Genomic DNA, 20,837 nt, shown 5'->3' on the forward strand with positions numbered 1-20,837 from the left:
GTACTTGTGGCGCTACCGCATGGAGCAGAGCATGAGCCGCCGTGGCAACTGTTGGGATAATGCGCCTATGGAAAGGCTGTTCCGGAGCTTGAAGTCAGAATGGGTGCCCACAGCGGGTTACCGCTCTGTGTCCGAAGCAATGAAGGATATCAGTTTTTATCTGATGGACTATTACAACTGGCAACGACCACACAGCTATAGTGGTGGTATCGCACCAGCTGAAGTAGAAAATCGACTTAACTTACTGTCCGGAATTAGTTGACCACTACAAAAAGATTAACGTATCGACTTCACAAACCTCACCACCCGCCACCTAGCTCGTGGCTTCTTCTCTACTATGTGTGTTCGCCAGTGCTCTAGTGGGAGGCTTTCGCGTATGTGGTGTTTATTGTGGTTTGCTGTTGCAATGCTGATTGGAGTGTTAAGCTCTTGTTCTGGGAATAAACATCGTCGTTGGTCGCTATAACGTGTTTTAGGATGGTAAGTTAGTGAAGGTTTGGTAAAACTCTTGTACCCTTTTCTTTAAAGTGGGGGCAAAGTGTTTCAACCAATAGTTCACGCAGTCGTCTAAAGTGACAAAATTTGTTCACTACAACCACCAACCCCATTTGCTAGCTCAGAATTTCGGCCCGATTCCCACAATTCCATTATGATTCTATGTTTGAGCCTTGCCTCTTTGCGGCAAATTGCGGGTACTTAACAACATTGAATTTTGAGACTCTTTGCACTAAATCGACAACAGGAATGAATGAAGTCGTCTATTGTTGTTCTGCACAGAGCACGCATTGAAAATGCCATTTTTTGAACAAGCACATAATACGAATGCAATGTTTTTTTGGAAAACACTATGAACAATACAAATGAGCCAACTTTGCTTTGGCTTGATTATGAGATCATCACTATAAGCTATTGTTCTAATTCATAAATTAACGTTAGGTTCATCTTTAAGGACGCTAGTTGGACACAACTTCGAGGGCTAAATCACCAACAAACTACTAGGTCATATTGCAACTCTCCTCTTCATGTAGCGAATACACTTAATTATTGGCATGATGTACAATGCTTAAGTGCATGATATTATGTATTTTTAGAGACTCTCTTGTGTTAGTGAAGAGCGAAACACTAACTTATTCTATTATTCACAATCAAGACTCTCTAGCCTATTGGCTGCCAATTACTAATTAAGAAAACAAATCGCTAATGATTTGACATGTCCTAGAGGTTTTATTAGATGAGCCCCAACACAAATCAACGCATGCTAGTATCTGCACTTTCGTTGATGTTCACTTTAACTGGTTGTACCACCCCTTCTTCTAACAGCACTACTTCTACTGTAGAGTGTTCAGATCAAAAAATCGGTAGCCTGTTCTCCCAAAATGGTCGCCAATACCTAGTAGTAGATAATGATAGTATAAGGGAAATAAAGAATCTCAACGCGCTTAGGACTAGTCAAATTAGATATTGCACATCTCACGTCACTAACATGAGCAAGGTATTCTATAAAGACTTTAGGTTTAACCAACCAATAGGAGACTGGGATACCTCACAAGTCACCGACATGTCTGAGATGTTTAATCTGGCCATTAGTTTCAACCAAGACATTGGACAATGGGATACTGCTCAAGTTACTAATATGGGTGGAATGTTTTCTAACGCTCAACATTTCAACCGAGCTATCGGGCAATGGGATACCTCAAAGGTCACTATAATGACTTTGATGTTCGATAAAGCCAAGCGCTTCAACCAAAATATTGGACAATGGGACACTTCTCAAGTTACTAATATGGGTGGAATGTTTTATAAAGCAGTTCGTTTCAACCAAAACATTGGACAGTGGGATACCTCGGAGGTCACTGAAATGTCTATGATGTTCGATAGCGCAAAAATTTTTAACCAAGATATCGGACGATGGGATACTTCAAAAGTCACCAGTATGCTTGGAATGTTTTCTGGAGCCAAACGTTTCAACCAAAACATTGGTCAATGGGATACCTCAAATGTCACCGATATGGCTCTTATGTTCGATAGCGCAGAAATTTTTAACCAAGATATCGGACAATGGGATACCTCAAAGGTTACAGATATGCTTCAGATGTTCGAATACGCCAAAGACTTCAACCAAGACCTTAAGAGGTGGAACACAACTCAAGTAACTAATAACTCAAATTTTTCTAAAAATAGTGGGCTGGTCAAGGAGAACCTACCTCTTTTTGAAAATAAGCAGCTGACACATTAGTAAAAATCCGCAGTCGAGCACTGCATTTATATTGTGCTTGTTCGTAAATTAAATGGGTTCATAAGTAGTCGGATGTACCGACCCATACTTGCTCAAGCAAGTTTTAATGAAAAACTTAACCTAATAGACAGTCTACAACCAAAGTAAGTTGTTATAGCTGTCATTGTTCGTGATTTAGCATACTAGTTAACGATACGGGCATATTAAACAGGTGTTTCATTAAGAGTTATTATGATTTAATATTGCATGCTGAATTTATGTATACCTTAATATTAAAACTGAGAAGAATTAATGAAAAATTTTGTTGTTTTACTTTTTTTAATTGTATTGAGTGGATGTGCAAAGGAACCTGAGGTTATTTATAACGATTATGATGGGGGTAGCCCAACACTTAATATTAGTGGTTTTTACAAGCGTGGTGACCGTATGGACTACTTTCTTAAAGAGGGTGAAGGAGAGTTTGTATTCCTAACGACAATTGAATCATTTTTTTTGGGTACTAACGTAGATATCAAAACGCCTATAAAAGCAGGTAATAAAGTGATAGTTGCGGCCTCAAGTTCAAAAAAAATTAACGGTGTATTAAGGCTTGATGGAAGATGTTTTGAGTTTATCCCTAATGAGAAAAAAGAATATAACCTGAATCGGTTTGATCTCACAGAAGTAAGCACAGGTGATGTGCCAAGCAGCTTTAAAATCCTAGATTTTAGAGATTGTAGAATACCTCTTAAATAGCATTACATGTGTGACTAATTTAACTGGTTTATGAGCAACATTCTGATTTAATCAAACCCAGTTTTTACATTTTTAAAAGTCATCACCTTAATAGAACTCACGTTAAAAAGAACAAGGGAGGCTTTAGCCTCCCTTGTGGATTTCAGATAGCATAACGCCGCATTAAGGGGTAAACAAAGCAAAAAAAACACAAAAATCAACGCGAACCCCTCTTGAAGCTGCACATAAAGTGCCTTTACTTACTTATTGAACTTCTGTTAGCTCAGAAAGAGCGACATAAATATCTTCTTCGAAAGTGTCTCTTTGCTGAGGTGTTAAGTGTAAAACATAATGGAAAAATGGTTGTGAAGATTCTTTAACATCATATTTTTCTGATAAGAGGTTTATCATATCTTTCATGTCATATTGTAATCCTTCAAAATCTGAACCATTTTGTTTCGTAACTATTGCATAATGAGCTGTTGGGAAAACCGTATACTCTGTCGGTGTTGGAAACCATGGAGCTATAGCGAGAATTTCTGAATCAACCACATAAGCTTGTGGCTTACTTATATAGATATCGTTTGAGTATTTATCAACCAGCATTGACCTTAATGAAGGGAAAACATTTGTTAAATAATCAGTCACCTCAAAGTACTGAATTTTTGACAAAGGATCAGAAGTTTCTTTTACTACTTCTTTTTCAACTTTATTACTTGTAGAAACGGTATTATTTGCCGCTTCTGTCTCAATTGAATTACTCACGCACCCAACCAGTGAACTCAATAGGATTATCGTAATAATTTTTTTCACTTATACCTCCTTTACTATAAAACAATTTTCTGACAGATATTTACCTAAATACTATAATGCATAACACCTGTAATAAGGTGTTCTCCACAAAACCAACAAAGCACACTAGGCTCCATACCAAAACTGTCGAGTCAAACGCGTCACTTTGATATCTTTGTTATATTAATTCATGTATTGAATTATTGACGTAGCCTCTCCATTCACAAACTCAAAAGCTAAGTTTGTGATTAGTGCATTCCCAAAACTATCGTCCATATAAGTATCTCTTGCCAGATAGAAGAATTTTCCTTTTTCTTCTTCTGTCATCGAACCCTTCCCTATGTATATTACAGTCCTTCGAGGAATAGCAATTATTAGTGTTTCATCATTCAACACCTTTTGTGCCTTTTGAATGAAATTTGGACACAGTATTAATTCAGACGAAAAAGGGCTACCTGAACCAGTTACTGCAAAATGACCCGTTGATGTTACACTTTCCAGCTTTACATCTTTTTTACATAAGTTTTTTAAAGCTTTCTCTTGAGTGACTTCTAAGGGTTCCTTTACATCATATTTGGTTATGAACTGATAACTATCATCGTACTCATACCCATAAGATATAATTGGAATAGGATCTTGGTCTATACCTAGAAAGGTATTATATATCACATGTTTTTTTGCATTCCAAGAATGTGGTTTCAAAATTGGGTAGACTAAATCGTCCACTCTTGTTGATGCGGCAGAGCTTGAACTCAGAACCAGCAGTGTTGCCGCTAAAATTATCTTATTATTATTTCCATTCATAATTATACTCATGTATCTATGTACTAATATAACATTGTATTCTAGGAGTTCAGTTCATCTATCTTCCGGATACCCGAAAAGGATTAACGTACCGAATTCGCACAGCTCACCACCCGACGCCTTAACCACACACATCCACACACTAAATGGTTTGGCATGAAACCATACATACCAGAAGGTGTAAATAGTTTCGCGTCATAAATGCCTAGTAAAGCAGTCAATTTTTCTGCATCCCATTGAGCAACTAATTACACGCCATCATTGGCTATCGTGACACGTCTTAAAATGGTTAAGGATTGGTCCCCCGTTTTAATGTACAGGCGCATAGACGCCAGCTTCCTGCTGGTTTTTTATGAGTGCGAATCAGCACACCCAAATTATGGTGGGCTGATCGGGGCAGCTTCGGCTGGCCGTTTCCTGTGCAACGGTAGGACCAACCCCGGTCAGTTCACCACCCAAAGATTGGTCCCTTTGCGTGGTGATAAAATCTCATTGCACAGGAGACGATTATGTCTAATCAAATCACCGTTCCGTTCCACGGTTCAAATCTCGTCATAGTTGAGCACGAAAGTCAGCCATTTACTCCTATGATGCCTATTGTTGAAGGCATGGGTGTCTCTTGGCAGGGACAACATCAAAAGGTAAAAAATACCCTCAGAGATGGGGTATAAAGGAAATCTTGATACCCTCAATAGACAAACACAACGCAATGATTTGCCTCCCCCTCCGCAAACTCTTTGGCTGGCTTCAAACTATCTCCCCCAACAAAGTCAAACCTGAAATCCGCAACCTCGTAATCCAATACCAAAACGAATGTGACGACGTTCTCTGGCAATACTGGAACCAACAACACTCGCAGCCCACCCCCAAGTTATTCCGCCCAAAAGCATGCGCTTATTAATGGTCATGGAACAAGGCCAGGTAGTTAGCACTCAGATTGTACCTAACGATTGCATGGTATTCGGTCGCTCAGAAATTCCAGAACTCATCAAAGAGCCAGGCCTATTTTCTATCCAAGATCTAAAACGTATTACTGACCTAGCCATGGCCAAAATAACCGAAGCAGCACAGAGCAATATTCAGGCTATTGGGCACCGTTAATGGCAGCGTTGCCGTCGGGGATGACCAAGAACTATTTAGCCTGCGATGCCCCCACGTATGTAGTGTTTATGCTCTCAGAAGAACCTAACAAAAAGCCACTCTTAAATGAGTGGCTTCTGGTAAGAAATTATACCTTTGAAAAGTTTTGGCTACTTAAGGATTAATACACATAAACTGCGCCTGCATCAGCAGCGTTATCATCTGGCAAACTGTTGACACCTGTAGAGCTTGAATTTTCATGATAAGCACCAACTGCAAGTGTATTACCATCTGAACTTAGAGATACGGATTGCCCGAATTTATCATAAGGCCTAATAACCGTGGGTTTGATATAAGCTTTACCAGACCATAAATTTCCCACTCGCTTGTAGACATAGACAGCACCAGCATCTTCAGTCAAATTATCTGGATTGCTATTAATACCTGTAGTACTTGAGTCTTCAAGATCTGCGCCAACTGCAAGTGTATTGCCATCGCCACTTAAAGCAACAGCCCTTCCAAACCAATCTGAATCTTCAGTGTTATGAGCCTTAACGAATGCTTGCTGCACCCAGTCATCTCCAGTTCGCACATATACATATACAGCACCAGCATTATGCCCAGCATCATTAGGAGTACTATTTATACCTGTTGTATTTGAGTCCTCCCATGTTGCTCCCACCGCAAGAGTATTACCATCACCACTTATAGTGACATCTCCTCCAAACCAATCGTTTTCACCAGGATTACTGGCTTTGATGTATGCTTGTTGCGCCCATACAGTTCCTGTACGTTGAAAAACATAGACAGCACCTGATGCACCGATAGCCTCATTTGGAATACTGTTAACTCCAGTTGTGCCGGAATCTTCGTACATTGCCCCTACTGCTAACGTGTCGCCATTAGCGCTGATAGAAACTGAATCCCCAAAAAAGTCCCTATTTTGTGTGTTGCTTGCTTTTATATAAGCCTCTTGTTCCCACTTGGTACCTGAATATGTAAATACATAAACAGCACCGGCACTACTTGCATCGTTGTTTGGCGTACTATTAATGCCAGTTGTACTTGAGTCTTCCCACCCACTTCCTACCGCCAACGTGCTCCCATCGGCGCTTAAAGAAAGAGACATTCCAAAAAGATCTTCAACATCGCTATTGGAAGCTTTGATATAAGCACTTTGAGACCATGTTCTTCCTACGCGTGTAAAGATATAGGCTGCGCCTGAGTTGGTTTTAGTATTATCTGAAGGGATGTCGTGCTTGCCAGAGTCTTCTTTTGGGGCCCCCACAGCGAGACGATTACCATCAGCGCTCAGAGAAATTGAATATGCGAAGAAATCATCTGAATCAGTATTACTAGCTTTAATATATGCTTCTTGTTCCCATTTCGTTTCTGAGCGGGTAAAGACATAGACAGCCCCAGAATATGAGGCTAATTTATTTGGCGTACTATTGATGCCAGTGGTGTTAGAATCTTCAAGATATGCCCCTACTGCTAATGTGTTGCCATCCTCACTAAGAGACACTCTCCATCCAAACCAATCCTTTACATCTGCATTGCTGGCTTTAAGGTAACCGATGGCTGCACTGATATCAGATTTGCTCACCGTTACTTCATTGCTCAACGTAAAACCATTGTCATTTTGAGGCATGACAAAAAAGACTTGCGATTCAACATCAATCAAAGAGGGAGCCGTATACTCTGCGGTGAGGCTAGAAGTAGCATCTCCAAGTGGCTCACAATTATTTGGTTTTGTTATGTCTTTAAGGCAGAGCTGATAACGTGTTGCTTTCTCAACACTACTCCATTGAAATATAAATGTTTTCATTTTAAATGAAGCATTGACAATAAGATTTGTATCGCTACTTGGTTCATCTTCATCAACTACATCTGTTAAGGTTATTGTTACACTTTTCGTAGCCGAGTTACCATTCTCATCAGCCGCCGTCACCTTAACCGTATGCGTATTGGGGATCGTTTCAAAATCCAGTTCTCCGATGTAAGTCAATACACCTTCAGCACTTATAGTCCAATTATTATCATCATCCACAGTCCAACTAAGTTTACCTACAGGTCTATCACCTGCAGTGGTCGCTGTCTGTGGTGTGAACGGTACATTTTCTTGCTGAGTCTCACTTGATAGGTTCTCAATTGAGAATACGACAGTTCTAGTTTCAGGGGTTACCTCAGAATCTCCACCTCCAGGGGTGGCACTAGAACCCCCGCCGCCTCCGCAGGCGGATAATAAAGCAGTAGTTACCAAAAGAGGGATGAACTTTGTTAATTTCATGAACAATTTCCACTAGATCTATAAATTATCAGTTATTGGTGGATGCGTTATTAACTTGAGATAACTCAGCCATTTAACCCAATAGCATATCAAAATATAGACTAATGACTCTATACTTATTCACAAAATGAATAAACATAAATCATAAGTACAACTAGCTATGAATTAGTAAGTTACACGTATTACGGCTACCAACAGGATCCATGCAAACGCCGGTGAACAAATCGAGGGTTACTTTTTAATACATCGTTAATTATTAACCACCCCATGGTCACCAGAAAGCCGCAGCTGCAAGCCCGACTCACTGAGTGACCATTCCACCGCTTTCAGGCGCCACTTGCCATCTTCCACATCCCCGAAGCCTTCCAGATTAAGGTTGCTTTCGGAAACCAGTGCCATCAGGTATCACTAGATCTGACAGATTAATGCTCGCCTCAAGATGAAGCGAGCGTAGGGAGCTATTAATGTTTGTTTCAATAATACGCAGGATTAACCACAGTCTTTATAATTAGAGTTGAAGCAGGCTTGAGCTTTCTGTTCGGCTTTGGAAATTTCATCACTAGACATTATTTTTGTTAACTTATCAAATTCAGCTTTTATTTCTTTATTCAAACCTTCTTGCTTAGCCAAGAACAACCACATGTAACCGTTGAAATTGCTTTTTGGCAAACCACGACCACTGGCATACATCCAAGCAAGATTCACTTGCGCCTTCGATACCCCTTGCTCGGCTGCCAGTCGATACCACTTCACCGCTTCTTTATAATCTTTCTCTATGCCTCGGCCGTGCTTATACATATGTCCAAGATTCACTTGCGCCCTTGCGAAACCTTGCTCGGCAGCCAGTCGATACCACTTCGCCGCTTCCTGATCATCTTGCTCTGTACCCCAACCGTTGAGGTACATATTGCCAAGAGTGTATTGCGCCCCCGCATAGCCTTGTTCGGCAGCCAGCCGATACCACTTCACAGCTTCCTGATCATCTTGCCCTGCCCCCCTACCACGATGGTACGCAGAACCAAGATTGATTTGCGCCCAAGCTAAGCCTTGCTCGGCAGCCAGCCGATACCACTTTACCGCTTCGTGGTCATCTTGCTCTACGCCCCTCCCGTGACTGTACATATTGCCAAGATTGTATTGCGCATCCGCATAGCCTTGCTCGGCAGCCAGCCGATACCATTTCACCGCTTCTTTATAATCTTGCTCTACACCCTTACCGATGTCGTACATATAGCCAAGATTGTGTTGCGCATCCAGATATCCTTGGTCGGCTGCCAGTCGGGTCCATTTCATAGCTTCTTGATAATCTTCCCCTACTCCCCAGCCGTACTGGTACATCAAGCCAAGACTGGCTTGCGCATTTGCATAGCCTTGCTCAGCAGACAGCCGGAACCACGTAACCGCTTCTTTGTAATCTTGCCCGACAACCTTGCCAGTCACATACATAAGCCCAAGATGGTGTTGCGCCTGCGCATAGCCTTGTTCGGCAGACAGTCGCTGCCACTTCTCCTCCTTTTGCTCATCTTGCTCTACCCCTCTACCGTAATGATACAAAATGGCAAGATTGTATTGCGCCTGCTCAGAGCCTTTCTCTGCTGCCAGTCGATACCACTTCACCGCTTCTTTATAATCTTGCTCTACACCCTTACCGATGTCGTACATATAGCCAAGATTGTATTGCGCATGCACATAGCCTTTCTTGGCAGCCAGTCGGTACCACTTCACCGCTTTTTGATCATTTTGCCCTACGCCCTGTCCCTTCTGGTACTTAACACCAAGATTGTTTTGCGCAACCGCAAAGCCTTGCTCGGCAGCCAATCGGTACCACTTCACCGCTTCTTTGAAATCTTGATCTACTTCCTCCCCTTCATCATACATATGGCCGAGTATAAACTGCGACCTTTCATGGCCCTGCTGCGCTAGCAAGAATAGCTTCTTGGTATTTTCTGAAGTAGTGGAGCAAGCAGTGAATAGAAATAATGCTATAAGATTTATTGTTATAAGTTTGAAATTAAAGCGCATATTGGAATTATAAATAGTAAAATTTGATTGAAACGATATTAGTAGCATCTGGGCCAATACAAAATAGAAAATGATGAAAATTGAGTATCAAACCCAATAGAAATTAAGACTTAATAGCAATCTGAGACAATCTTTGTGAAGGATTACCTTAGAAATCGAAATAGGTAATAGCCAGTTTCGACAACAATTTAACCTGTTACAACCACCCCATGGTCACCAGACAGCCGCAGCTGCAAGCCCGATTCGCTGAGTGACCATTCCACCGCTTTTAAGCGCCACTTACCATCTTCCACATCACCGAAGCCTTCCAAGTTCAGGTGGCCTTCGGCAACCAGTGCCATTAGTGATGATCGAGCAGGCATCGTAATATCCAGCGTATCACTCCCCGACTTCACGCTTTTTGCACGAGCAACTACTGCGGCCTTTGCTTCTTCATAGCTCGGATATTTAAAGACGATTTTAAACTCAGGCTCTCCAGTGCCTGTTGATACCTCTTTGATGTCGCCGGATTCGGATAGCATCAATCATACCCCCTCACGGGTTCTGTAGTCGTTGCCATAGAAAGATAACTCCAAGGTAAAAGATTGTAGTCGCGGCAGGCCACCTTTTGATGAATGGTATTACCTCTCTCTGTGGGCTGGATAGCTGCCATAAACGGCAGACTTAGCTCGGCTGGGTTTGATAACCTTCTGAGCAGCAGCGAGTAGCTGGGTGGATAGCGGCCGGCCATATTGCGGAGGCTTCTGCTGTCGTTCTCTTGCTTCCTGGTTACGCTGAAAGAAACATAGCGAGGCACCACCCCCTGCAGTTGGTTATCCAGTGCATGGTTCTTGGCAGTTAGAGAATCAACTGTGAGTAGTGAAGCCTTGAGCTTTTTCAGCAACGTAGACCGCTAAAAATTCCCTGCCCCGACAATAAAAACCTCTTCATGGGTAACTTCCGAATTCGGCGTAACACCAACCGTGTGGCCATAACCGTTAGTCCAGACATTAGCAGAGCATTTATAGGCGTTTAACTGACACCCTTCATAGTCCATGATCAGCTTCAGCCCGGCATCACTGGTTTTCAGTGTGCCGGAAGGCAGAACCGATAACAGACCAACGATAACAACAGCCGGAAACAAAGGTAAGACAACGCCGAAGATAGCTTTTCCAGCATGCTTCCACCCATACAAAAAAGCGCCGCCGACCAAAAGCCAGAAGCGCCAATTTATGTTGATAAGGCTAAAACGAAAAAACCCCGCCATCAGGCGAAGTTTTCCGACGAGGTAATCAAGCATCGTTTCAGGGTGAGTGTCAACGTTCATGTTGAAATTTGCAAAGATAACTGGACAAAGAGTTTTTTAACTATAACTGCAAACATATGTTTTAGTAGCACTTATGCCAGCAACAGATGAAAGATGCCGTGTTTTAAGGCATAATTCATTGCATTTAATGGTATAAGCAATTAGCTTTGAGTCTGTTACTCAAGAACAGTAGCATACTCAATTACAACAACCATGTTCGAAATATAGTCTCTAGACAATTACGTATATCGAAGTTTTTTGAGAAGACGATGTGAATAACAATCAAGAAGAATTACCCCATACAGCTATAACAACATGGAGTGGTTTCGTGTATCAAGGGAAAGTAGCACTGCTCCATTGCTTAAATCTCATACACGACTTTAACAAACAAGTAACCAAGTATCAGTTAAAACTTGAAAATGTTGATGATTTTGCAATACATTACAACAACGCATGCTTATCAATGCACCAAGTTAAAGCATATAAAAGCACTAAATTTAATTCTTACCAAGTAGCTATAGAAAAACAAGCAAAAGAATCTCTGAAATACCCTAATGTTAGAGCATTTTTTCATGTATCGCGAGAAATAGAAAATACTCCCGGGAATTTTCCTCAACTTTACCCTTCAGTTAAGCTCTATGAGTACTGTATAGATAATAAAAGACAAAGATATTGTGGTTTAAATGAAATAGATAATCTTTTAAACGATACAATAAAAGATATTTATATTAAACATTATAGCGAGCAAACTCACAAAATAACTGACACATATATAGATCACTCACGGAACATATTAGAAAACATTGTATTAAACAAGGTTATACTTGTTCATCATAAAATCCAAACAACACCAGGTAATGTCGTAAGAAAAATCGCAGCCGAAGAATATATTGGCTTTATTGAGTTGTTTGAAATATTAGAAAAAAACATTACGGAAGTGCTACTCAATGATGAATACTTTCTTTATGCATTAAAGAAGGATATCGGTAGGTATTATCAAGAATTTTATGATGAACTAGACCAAGAAAATGGTGATATTGGAGACCTGAAAAAATTAGGAAATTACCTAGATAGAGTAAATGGTTTAAATATAGCTGAGATGAGTAAATTTATCCGCTCAATTCTACCTCATAAAAAAGGCACCTTTAAAACATTACAAGATTATAAAGATGAAACTTTCACACAAGATGAATTAAAGCAAGGTTTGTTCTATATTTTAGACCAACTCGTTGAAGCAAACTTTAATTATTTTGATGATAAACCAAATTTGTTCTCATGGGTTTCTAATGATAAAGAATATTATCCAACCGCCGTATCTAACGCACGTAGATCTAGAAGAAACATCTGTAGAAAAATAGTTGAGTCGGCAATTAATAATGACGTCGAATTTCTCTACGAAAGTGGCAACTTGGTGACAGCTGAAATAACAAGTAATAATATTTTTAGTGATATCTCAAATGGACCAAATGCCAACCATGAGAATAACCAACAATTACATAATAAATTTAACCACTTCAAGAAGATTTCACTAATTTCAGTTTATGATGTACCACAGGAACTATTACATGAAAGCTCTAATTCATAATACATTCATCTTAAATAGATTTATAGAACAACCAATTAGTGATTTAAGTCTATATTCGAATTGTGACCCCAAGGTTAAAAACTACTGGTTAGTGCTAGAAAGTAATCCTGAACATGTAATGGAAATACAGAGTGAACTAATAGATCTTTGTGTCAAAGAGACTAAAGACCGTGCGGTTGAAAAGAACATTAACATTCTATGCCTTTGGAAAATCAATTCATTTAATGATGATATTAACAAATCAATTCAAGAACTAGAGGAAGATCCATATTTCTTCAAAAAGCATGTCCTTTGCTACACCCAAAAAGAGCTTAGCGAACTAAATTATGAAGTAAGTAAAAACACCTTACAACATTTACTGGATGAACAACTAACCTCTCCAGAAGTTTTTGATAGATATAAAGAATATTATGATAGAGAGACATGGCAATCATTATTATACCGCATCGCAATAAAAGCCTCCTTCATCAGGACAAACACGAAAAACTTAGGAGATATATCCAATCTTAAAACTGACATCTATAATAAAATAAACTCTATAAGGAATGATAGCGAACTAATATCCGATCTAAATCAAATAATATTGGACACTAATGTAAATGAAGTTCCAAACCCTACAAGCATCTTGGATGAAATCATCAAAAATCTAAAAGAGAATGGTCATGAATTTTAAAATAAACCGTTTAACCATCGATAATTTCAAAGTTTTCAAGCATGCAGACATCGCTATAAATGGCTCTACCCTTACAATATTAGACGGTCCTAATGGCTTTGGTAAAACCTCTTTTTATGACGCTGTAGAGTTATTATTCACTGGAAAAATTAAGCGCTACATTGAATTAGAAACAAAAGCTATCGACAAGCGAAATCAAGTCTGTGGTTGCCCTTTTGTTTATGATAAAGCTGGAAATGGTGAATCACTATCAATAAAAGCTGAAATTGAGTTAGAAAATGAAAGATTTATTTTAGAAAGATATGCATTAATTTCTAAACTAAATGAGTGTAAAGGACTGAACTCAGCAAATTTCAAATTGCGTAAAATATTTACGTCAGATTTAAAAAGACGTTATTACGACATATATAATGAAACTGAATTCATTGAAAAAATACTCGGTAAAAATCACATTAACAACTTTCACCTTTTTCACTACTTAGAACAAGAAGAAAATACAGCCTTATTAAAAGACAAAGGGAAAAATAAGCAAGAAAAAATTGCTCACCTCTTTGATGTTGGTGATATAAAAGACATAATCACCAAAATTGATACTGTAAAAAAGACAATATCAAAACTAAAGAATAAAGACAGAAAAGAAGAAATAGATAACTTAAAGGCAGAAATTGACCAATTAAAGGAAAATTTAAACCGTTCTGACGAAAAAATAGAATATCAACGAATAATCTCTTATTCTGAACATCCTTGGGATAAGGAAAGAATTCACTTTGATGCTGATACATATGCAAATTGGATTAGTCAAAATGGAATCATTAATAAAATAATCACTTTCGTCGCTAATTTTCCAGACTATACTGCTCTCTTACATAATAGAAGTATTCAACAAAACCTTAAACCAAAACCTCAAGCAGTTGAAGATCTACTAAAATATGGATATCATCTGAAATTTTTAAACAATTATAAAGAAGATATTCAAAACTATGATCAAGCCAGTTTCATTTTAGATGAAACAATTGTTGACTTAATTAAGTCAATAAGTGAGTCAAAGCTAAATTTATCTCCATTTTTATTAAAACTGCTTGGCAATGACTTCGACATTAATACTTATAATATCGATAAAGATGAGATAAAGAATTTAATTTTCAAGTCAAATGATATAACTGCGAACATAATAAAACTAAAGAATATAAGAGATTCTTTTCTAGAAGTATTTAACGAATATCATGACCATTCAGAAAATGATAAAGCTTGTCCTACTTGTGGTTTTGAGTGGGAATCAAAACAAGAACTCATTGATAACATTGAGGTTCAAACTAATATTTTTAATACGTTAGCTACAGATACCAGCAAAGAAATCTCATCAAAAATTGACAAGTTCAACAAGTCACATATTGGTGTAATAAAATTAAAACTAAATGATTATATTGATGCTAACAAAAATAGCATTAAATACAAGCGAGAAATTATGAATTTAGGAAAGGAGAATTTAGGTTACTTAGAATCACACCTAACWAATCTTGCCAAATTTGACATTGATATAACACCACTCCTAAATAAAACATTTAACCAAGAAGAAATTTTAAAAACGGAACAATTTAATCAAGAAGTATCTAAACTTTATAAAACCGTCAATTATGAAAAAATTTACGATTACTATGATGAAATTTTTCAATCGGTTTTTTCTGGTAAAGAAATCAACGTTTACAACACTAATCAAGAAGATTTAAACAATAAAAAGAAATACATACAACAACAATATACCCAATCCATTGTGTTGAGTATTAATGCAAAAGAAGATGAATTTAAAAACAAAAGTATAAAATATGAAAATGCAAAATTCATTGAAAGTAAACTATCGACATTATTAAAAATATACAAAGATAGCATGAAAGATTATTTACGTACAATATCTAAAGATATTGAAATACTCTTTCATATATACTCAGGACGTTTACTACAAAGTTACCAACAAGGTCTTGGTATTTTCATTGAGAATAAAGGGAACTCTATATCATTCCGAGAAAACCCTAAAACTGAACATGATGTTATTTTTTCAATGAGTTCAGGTCAGCTTTCTGCACTAGTTATATCATTCACTCTTGCATTAAATAAACGTTATGCGAAAAACAACTTACTGCTCATTGATGACCCAGTTCAAACATTAGATGAAATAAACATCTCAGGGTTTGTTGATCTGCTTAGAAATGAATTTGATGATAGAAAAATATTTATATCCACTCATGAAGATAATATGTCAAGCTATATGCGATATAAATTCAAAAAAATGAACTTGGAAACGAATAGAGTAAACTTCAAAAGAAAAATGCTCAACTAAATCAAATTGAGCCAGAATTATTTTCCATCAAACGAGCCTAACACTAAAGGCGACTTTTCGTCGCCTTCCTATTCCACCCATCCAAAATCCACCAAAACCGATATACTGTATGTTTAAACAGTATCACTATCAGGTACACCTATGGCATTCCCACCACCAACTCACGCTCATGTTGAAGCTCCGATGGCGGAAACAATAGATGACTACCTAAGGCCGAAGAAGTCAGCCATTCACGCCATGCTTGTTGAGAGTGAGCTCCAGCTCAGAAGTATCCATAAAGGTGATGCGCTAACTATTGAAATTGGAAGGAATCCGCATAACGGATGTGTTGGCTTGGTTGAATTCCAAGGTGAGACGTTTTTAGCCGTTTTGCACTGGCATCATAGGCGTTGGTTCGTTCAAACTGATAATCGTCGTTGTGCTGTCACAGAAGCGATGACTTTGGTTGGCGTAGCTAGGGCTTTGATCAAGAACCAACTTAATTAACGACTAATCCAACACATCTTATATAAGCTCACTATATAAAATTTTTATTCATCGATTAATCAATTCAATAATTTTTGATTTAGATAAACATATTGAACACCTTAGTAAGGCAAAATATGGAAATCACAGATAAAAATAATATAGGCTTGTTTCTAAATGACGGACGTCGATTATTCACTATCTAAGCCCAAAGGAAAGCTCACAATTTTACAAGGGGAAGAGGCAATTAACTTATGGCTAAAAGGCCAGGATGAGTGGAATGACTGGGTAGAAGCAAACCCTGAAGCTGAAGTTAGTTTTTTTGAGGTTGATTTTACGAAATACGTTCTAAACTCCATGGGTAATTGTATTTCTTTTGAAGGGTTTAACTTCCCTTCAGGAACTACTACCTTTCGCCTAGCGAAATTTGGCAGTTACCAAATAAACTTCGTAAATGCAAATTTTGGCGATGGCTTAACTTTATTTAGTGACATTGATTTTGGTGAAGGTAATATTTCATTTTATGAAGCCCAGTTCGGAGATGGAGACATTAGCTTCAAAAATAGAAAATTACTTAATGGCGATTTAGACTTTGAAAATACTGACTTTAGCGATGGCTTAATTGAGTTTAACAACTTCAATCTTGAAAATGGAAATATAATATTTATTGAATCTAATTTTGGCAAAGGGAAAATTTTTTCACATCATCTAATTTCGATAATTCAAGTATTACCTTTAATTATTCAAATTTTGATTGTGGAAATTTTAACTTTGATAAAGTATTAATCTCCGAAGGTAATTTCCTCTTCGAGCACTGTACATTAAACCATTGCCACCTTAATTTTGAACAAACAGAGTTTGGTGATGGAGATGTTTCTTTTGAAGATCTAAAATTAAATAAAGGTAATGTAAACTTCAAAAAAGCTAATTTTGGAAAAGGTTACACCTCATTCAACTTTTCTTCTTTTGGTCATGGAACTATAAATTTTTTTCGAGCTAATTTTGGTGGTGATGTCGATTTTTGTGAGACCAACTTTGGAGATGGAGGTTTTCATTTTAGAAATGTAAAACTATTGCCTGGCAACCTATCTTTTAGTGAACCATCTTTTGGCACAGGCAACGTATTCTTCAATAAATCAGAGTTTAATAATGGCGATATAGACTTTGAACACACTGATTTTGGAAAAGGAAGTGTCTTTTTTCAAGACTGCAAATTCGGTAATGGTGATATCTCATTCAATAATGCAATACTCTCAGATGGGCGTATGGTGTTTGCGAGGTCCATATTCTGTAATGGTAAAATTGACTTCGAAAGAACAACCTTTACAAATTGTTCAGTAGACTTTGATCGAACTTTTCTAGGAAACGGAAATTTTAGCTTTCAAAAATCTACTGTTGATGGTTCATTTGATTTTACGAATGTTACAGTTGGAGTCGGTTCTTACAACTTTGAGAAAACAGATTTTAAAAACAGAGTCTCATTTTCAGGATTATCAAATACCGAGTCATTAGAACAGTTATCTTTTAAATACTCAAACTTTGAGAAGTCATTAGATATTTCAGGGAACTTTAACTTTGTTATCGATCTCACTAACATAAAAATCACCAATCAAGTATCTGTTGCAAACCTCAAATGTAAACTGAATCGAACTAATGGTATATGTCGAAAAGCAATAGACCCAGTTGATGCAACCCGATTTAGAAGGTTGAAAGAAATATCAGACTCAAACAAGAACCATGAAAAAGCTCTGTATTTCCATGCGCAAGAAATGAAAGCGAAAAGATGGCATGAAATTGGTTTCTTCCCATCTCTATTAGATAAGTCATTTTCAGCCATTTGTGATTATGGCTCTAATATCTCTCGACCATTTATTGCCTTAATAGCTAACATATTTCTTTTTTCCTTAATATATAGTCACCTACCAAAAATAAAGTCATCATCATTTTGGGATGCTCTTATTTTTTCAGCCAGTAACAGCTTTTCATTTATACCTATTTCACGTGGAGCTCGTAACACTGGACTTGAAATACTCTTTGGGGGAAACGGTGAATACGGGTATTGGATATATTCTATTATAGGGCTGCAAAGCATTCTTAGCTTAACTTTTATATTTCTTATAGGTTTAGGCCTAAGAAACAGATTTAGAATCTAATTCTATTATCTACCTATCAGCAATAAAGGCGACTCCCGTCGCCTTTCTCTTACCTCACACTCCCCCTATGCCACCTCCAACACCTCAGCCTCTTCCCTCTCCACCCTACCCTGTAGCGCCAACATAGCAGCAGTTCTCTGCCCTACCAGCCATTCAACCAGCTTTTCTAATACTGTTGAGTACCTTTTGAATCGTGAATAGGTGATCGGTAGTTTCTGACAGAAGAGCGCGAAGCGGGTTTCTGTTGTCCACTCTATGCGGCCTTCTTTGCAGCATGGGCACTTGCGGGTGACGCGGTGCTTGTTGGCTAGCTTCCCCGCCCCGTTGCACTCGGGGCAGAGTTGGCCGAGTTGTTGGGTGGCTTCTGCCATGGCGGTTAGGCACAGAGCTTCGATAGCTTTGGGTGGGTAGACGCCGCGCCATTTTTGCATGGCCTTGGCGGCTTCTAACCAGGTTAGTTGGTATAGCTCTTTGGCTGAATCCCTGTCGGATAGGCATTCTACAAATAGGATGTGGAAGCCAACCGGTGACTCCTTCCATGTAATGCCTACTACTGCCAGCTGCTCGTCGAGGCTGAGCAATGCTTTTCCGCCAGTTCGGGGGCCGTAGGTGATCCCCTTCATTCCGAATTTACCTAGCAACTTTTCAATTTTCATCTTCTTATGCCGTCTCTTCGAGCGTTGTTACCATGCTGGCACACAACAAATCAGGTAAGGATTTTCGATCCGCAGCTACTACCAAATTCAACGGAGGATTCATGATGGAATATTTACCAGTAATCATTTACGCCATCGGCTGTGCTGCTTTTTATGTCGGTTATTCGCTTTAGACCAGTAACAACCCGAATTAAGGAAATCGTGATGAGTAAGAAACTAAGAATAACGTGGCTAAACTGCACAGTTTGCGACAGTAACAAAATCGAAGTGGCTTTCTCGAGAAAAATAGCGAACTTGGCAATGACGAATGGCTATATGACGGCGATAAAGCAAAGTGCCTCAACTGCTGCGCCACTGGTGAAATTGAAACTGACGGCGTAGATGCCTGGTTCGAAGCCGATGAGGAGCAGCAAAATGTACAATTACACTAACTACCCTACTGTTGATGTCTCTTATAGTGTTAAATCAGACATTAACGTGACACCGTCACAGTTGAATTCTGAAAAGAATCAGGAACATTCACCCGAGCAATCTCAACCAGTTACAACCTTAGATGAACAGTCATCACCGCAATTGATCAGCCATAAAGAAGTGTTGGAGATGTTCCAAATCTCCAGCAAAGCCACCATCTACAAATGGCGCCAAAACCGCGGCTTCCCAGATCCGGTTACACTTATGCCGCTACGGTGGTTACGTTCTGCAGTTGAAGAATGGAAAGAAGGTATTGGTGGCTGTGGGCGGTGAGGATTAAAAGCGGCCGAGGGGCCGCTTTTAGCATGCCAGCATTATTTTCACTGGCTGCTTAGTACTTTCATCATAAGCTCTAGGTGATGCTTTATTGATAATTTTTTAATGTACCCCAAATTTGTAGACTTACCTTCATCGTGAATCTTCAATAGCTCTTTGACAGCACTTGAAAATTCAAAGTAGTCACTGAACTTATTTATAAAAGTTACTAACTCAGGTAAAGCTTCATGAATCAATTTCGCCTGATCTGAAGTTGGATAATCATAAATCTCTGACAAGAAATGACGAACCCAGACTTCATATGTATTCCTAACCTCATACGTTAAGTGCAACGCAGCTGTATATGGTTGAAATCCGTTTGATTTGAATTTTTCAGGTAAAACAGTAAAGTCACCAAAGCCATAATACCCATCATCTATATATGTCAAATGAGCATCACTAAATAGTTCTAGATTTGGTTCTGCAAAATCTGCATTCTTGCTAACTGCTCTAAAGCAGCAATTAATATTTACTATTTTAAAACTAGAGAACTTCTTCTTATAAAGCCTACTGACCTTTGAATCCGTAAAGATATGGTACTGAAAGTTTGAACTTTTTGATGTTTCTATTAGAAACTCAGGGGTGGAAAATGAGGACTCATGAATGAAAGAAAATCGGCAATTTCCGATGTTTTTTATAAAATTTTTGATTTCTTCTTGATGAGTAGTACTTGATATAACTAATGCGAAATGATTCGTTTCTGTGTTTTCTCTAACTTCACAAATTATCTCATCACACAAGTCCTGGTCTTTTCCAACGTCACCGTTATTTGAATTGTAAATTACTATATGATCAACTTTTTCTTTACCGAGTTCATTCAAGCATTTTATTAAATTAGAATGGCCTTTAGTTACAGGCTCAATAATTGGGATAACTTTCCCGGACTTCGCCAACTGTTCCTTACATTCTCTTAAAGCTAAAAGTTCATTCTGTTTCCCTCGAAGTAAAGGAAAGTACATAA

General features: G+C 38.4%; 23 protein-coding genes. 14 read left to right on the forward strand and 9 right to left on the reverse strand.

The genetic code is table 11. From position 1 onward, the window contains the following. The 3 genes from L4D19_RS21540 to L4D19_RS21550 all read left to right on the forward strand — a co-directional run. A partial coding sequence (locus tag L4D19_RS21540; RefSeq protein WP_428454180.1) for an integrase core domain-containing protein occupies nt 1-262 on the forward strand: 262 nt, incomplete at its 5' end. A gap of 969 nt (nt 263-1,231) precedes the next feature. Next, nucleotides 1,232-2,236, forward strand: a complete 1,005-nt coding sequence (locus tag L4D19_RS21545; protein WP_428454181.1) for a BspA family leucine-rich repeat surface protein — start codon at nt 1,232-1,234, stop codon at nt 2,234-2,236. 291 nt (nt 2,237-2,527) lie between these two features. After that, complete coding sequence (locus L4D19_RS21550) at nt 2,528-2,971, forward strand: hypothetical protein (RefSeq protein WP_428454182.1); 444 nt, start codon at nt 2,528-2,530, stop codon at nt 2,969-2,971. A 243-nt stretch (nt 2,972-3,214) separates the two neighbouring features. On the opposite strand, the gene L4D19_RS21555 is transcribed toward L4D19_RS21550, so the two are convergent. Both L4D19_RS21555 and L4D19_RS21560 read right to left on the reverse strand, forming a co-directional pair. Further along, nucleotides 3,215-3,763: a hypothetical protein gene (locus L4D19_RS21555; protein WP_428454183.1), complete on the reverse strand. Its 549-nt coding sequence runs from the start codon at nt 3,761-3,763 to the stop codon at nt 3,215-3,217. A 162-nt stretch (nt 3,764-3,925) separates the two neighbouring features. Further along, nucleotides 3,926-4,546 (reverse strand): hypothetical protein, encoded by a 621-nt coding sequence (locus L4D19_RS21560; RefSeq protein ID WP_428454184.1) that lies wholly within the window; start codon nt 4,544-4,546, stop codon nt 3,926-3,928. Between the two features lie 509 nt (nt 4,547-5,055). On the opposite strand from L4D19_RS21560, the gene L4D19_RS21565 reads away from it, so the two are divergent. From L4D19_RS21565 to L4D19_RS21575, 3 genes are read left to right on the forward strand one after another with little or no spacing between them, the layout of a single operon-like run. Next, a complete protein-coding gene (locus L4D19_RS21565) occupies nt 5,056-5,217 on the forward strand; it encodes a phage antirepressor N-terminal domain-containing protein (RefSeq protein WP_428454185.1) in 162 nt (53 codons plus the stop codon). Between the two features lie 38 nt (nt 5,218-5,255). Continuing rightward, entirely contained in the window at nt 5,256-5,447 is a 192-nt protein-coding gene (locus L4D19_RS21570; protein WP_428454186.1) for a phage antirepressor N-terminal domain-containing protein, read from the forward strand. Further along, nucleotides 5,447-5,647: a hypothetical protein gene (locus tag L4D19_RS21575; RefSeq protein ID WP_428454187.1), complete on the forward strand. Its 201-nt coding sequence runs from the start codon at nt 5,447-5,449 to the stop codon at nt 5,645-5,647. Before L4D19_RS21570 ends, L4D19_RS21575 begins: the two co-directional genes overlap by 1 nt. Before the next feature lie 160 nt (nt 5,648-5,807). On the opposite strand, the gene L4D19_RS21580 is transcribed toward L4D19_RS21575, so the two are convergent. From L4D19_RS21580 to L4D19_RS21600, 5 genes are all read right to left on the reverse strand, one after another. Then, the gene (locus L4D19_RS21580) at nt 5,808-7,916 is read right to left on the reverse strand and encodes an FG-GAP repeat protein (RefSeq protein ID WP_428454188.1); all 2,109 of its coding nucleotides are present in this window, start codon (nt 7,914-7,916) and stop codon (nt 5,808-5,810) included. Between the two features lie 249 nt (nt 7,917-8,165). Next, nucleotides 8,166-8,315, reverse strand: coding sequence for a hypothetical protein (locus L4D19_RS21585; protein WP_428454189.1), 150 nt, complete (start codon nt 8,313-8,315; stop codon nt 8,166-8,168). 90 nt (nt 8,316-8,405) lie between these two features. After that, complete coding sequence (locus L4D19_RS21590) at nt 8,406-9,842, reverse strand: tetratricopeptide repeat protein (protein ID WP_428454190.1); 1,437 nt, start codon at nt 9,840-9,842, stop codon at nt 8,406-8,408. Between the two features lie 284 nt (nt 9,843-10,126). Then, a complete protein-coding gene (locus L4D19_RS21595) occupies nt 10,127-10,459 on the reverse strand; it encodes a hypothetical protein (RefSeq protein WP_428454191.1) in 333 nt (110 codons plus the stop codon). 371 nt (nt 10,460-10,830) lie between these two features. Next, on the reverse strand, nt 10,831-11,244 hold the full coding sequence (locus tag L4D19_RS21600; RefSeq protein WP_428454192.1) for a glycoside hydrolase family protein: 414 nt from the start codon (nt 11,242-11,244) through the stop codon (nt 10,831-10,833). Between the two features lie 250 nt (nt 11,245-11,494). Here L4D19_RS21600 and L4D19_RS21605 point away from each other — a divergent pair, with 250 nt between their 5' ends. From L4D19_RS21605 to L4D19_RS21630, 6 genes are all read left to right on the forward strand, one after another. Then, nucleotides 11,495-12,808 carry an ABC-three component system protein gene (locus L4D19_RS21605; protein WP_428454193.1) on the forward strand — a complete coding sequence of 438 codons (1,314 nt, stop codon included), beginning with the start codon at nt 11,495-11,497 and terminating at the stop codon, nt 12,806-12,808. Then, nucleotides 12,789-13,481: an ABC-three component system middle component 1 gene (locus L4D19_RS21610; protein WP_428454194.1), complete on the forward strand. Its 693-nt coding sequence runs from the start codon at nt 12,789-12,791 to the stop codon at nt 13,479-13,481. Before L4D19_RS21605 ends, L4D19_RS21610 begins: the two co-directional genes overlap by 20 nt. Continuing rightward, nucleotides 13,471-15,816 (forward strand): AAA family ATPase, encoded by a 2,346-nt coding sequence (locus L4D19_RS21615; protein ID WP_428454195.1) that lies wholly within the window; start codon nt 13,471-13,473, stop codon nt 15,814-15,816. The genes L4D19_RS21610 and L4D19_RS21615 overlap by 11 nt, the downstream gene beginning before the upstream one ends. A gap of 141 nt (nt 15,817-15,957) precedes the next feature. Continuing rightward, nucleotides 15,958-16,302, forward strand: a complete 345-nt coding sequence (locus L4D19_RS21620; RefSeq protein WP_428454196.1) for a hypothetical protein — start codon at nt 15,958-15,960, stop codon at nt 16,300-16,302. 156 nt (nt 16,303-16,458) lie between these two features. Further along, nucleotides 16,459-17,067 carry a hypothetical protein gene (locus L4D19_RS21625; protein WP_428454197.1) on the forward strand — a complete coding sequence of 203 codons (609 nt, stop codon included), beginning with the start codon at nt 16,459-16,461 and terminating at the stop codon, nt 17,065-17,067. Nucleotides 17,068-17,354: 287 nt separating this feature from the next. Beyond that, complete coding sequence (locus L4D19_RS21630; protein ID WP_428454198.1) at nt 17,355-18,434, forward strand: hypothetical protein; 1,080 nt, start codon at nt 17,355-17,357, stop codon at nt 18,432-18,434. Between the two features lie 65 nt (nt 18,435-18,499). Here the strand turns inward: L4D19_RS21630 and L4D19_RS21635 are convergent, their stop codons facing one another. Next, entirely contained in the window at nt 18,500-19,090 is a 591-nt protein-coding gene (locus tag L4D19_RS21635; RefSeq protein ID WP_428454199.1) for a hypothetical protein, read from the reverse strand. A 204-nt stretch (nt 19,091-19,294) separates the two neighbouring features. Between L4D19_RS21635 and L4D19_RS21640 the strand changes: the two genes are divergently transcribed. Beyond that, the gene (locus L4D19_RS21640) at nt 19,295-19,471 is read left to right on the forward strand and encodes a hypothetical protein (protein ID WP_428454200.1); all 177 of its coding nucleotides are present in this window, start codon (nt 19,295-19,297) and stop codon (nt 19,469-19,471) included. A gap of 33 nt (nt 19,472-19,504) precedes the next feature. Continuing rightward, nucleotides 19,505-19,834: a helix-turn-helix transcriptional regulator gene (locus L4D19_RS21645; RefSeq protein ID WP_428454201.1), complete on the forward strand. Its 330-nt coding sequence runs from the start codon at nt 19,505-19,507 to the stop codon at nt 19,832-19,834. Between the two features lie 47 nt (nt 19,835-19,881). Here L4D19_RS21645 and L4D19_RS21650 read toward each other — a convergent pair whose 3' ends face one another. After that, complete coding sequence (locus L4D19_RS21650) at nt 19,882-20,835, reverse strand: sce7725 family protein (RefSeq protein ID WP_428454202.1); 954 nt, start codon at nt 20,833-20,835, stop codon at nt 19,882-19,884. Between the last annotated feature and the right edge of the window lie 2 nt (nt 20,836-20,837).

This window comes from Photobacterium kasasachensis (assembly GCF_050336885.1).
Taxonomy (GTDB): Bacteria; Pseudomonadota; Gammaproteobacteria; order Enterobacterales; family Vibrionaceae; genus Photobacterium; species Photobacterium kasasachensis.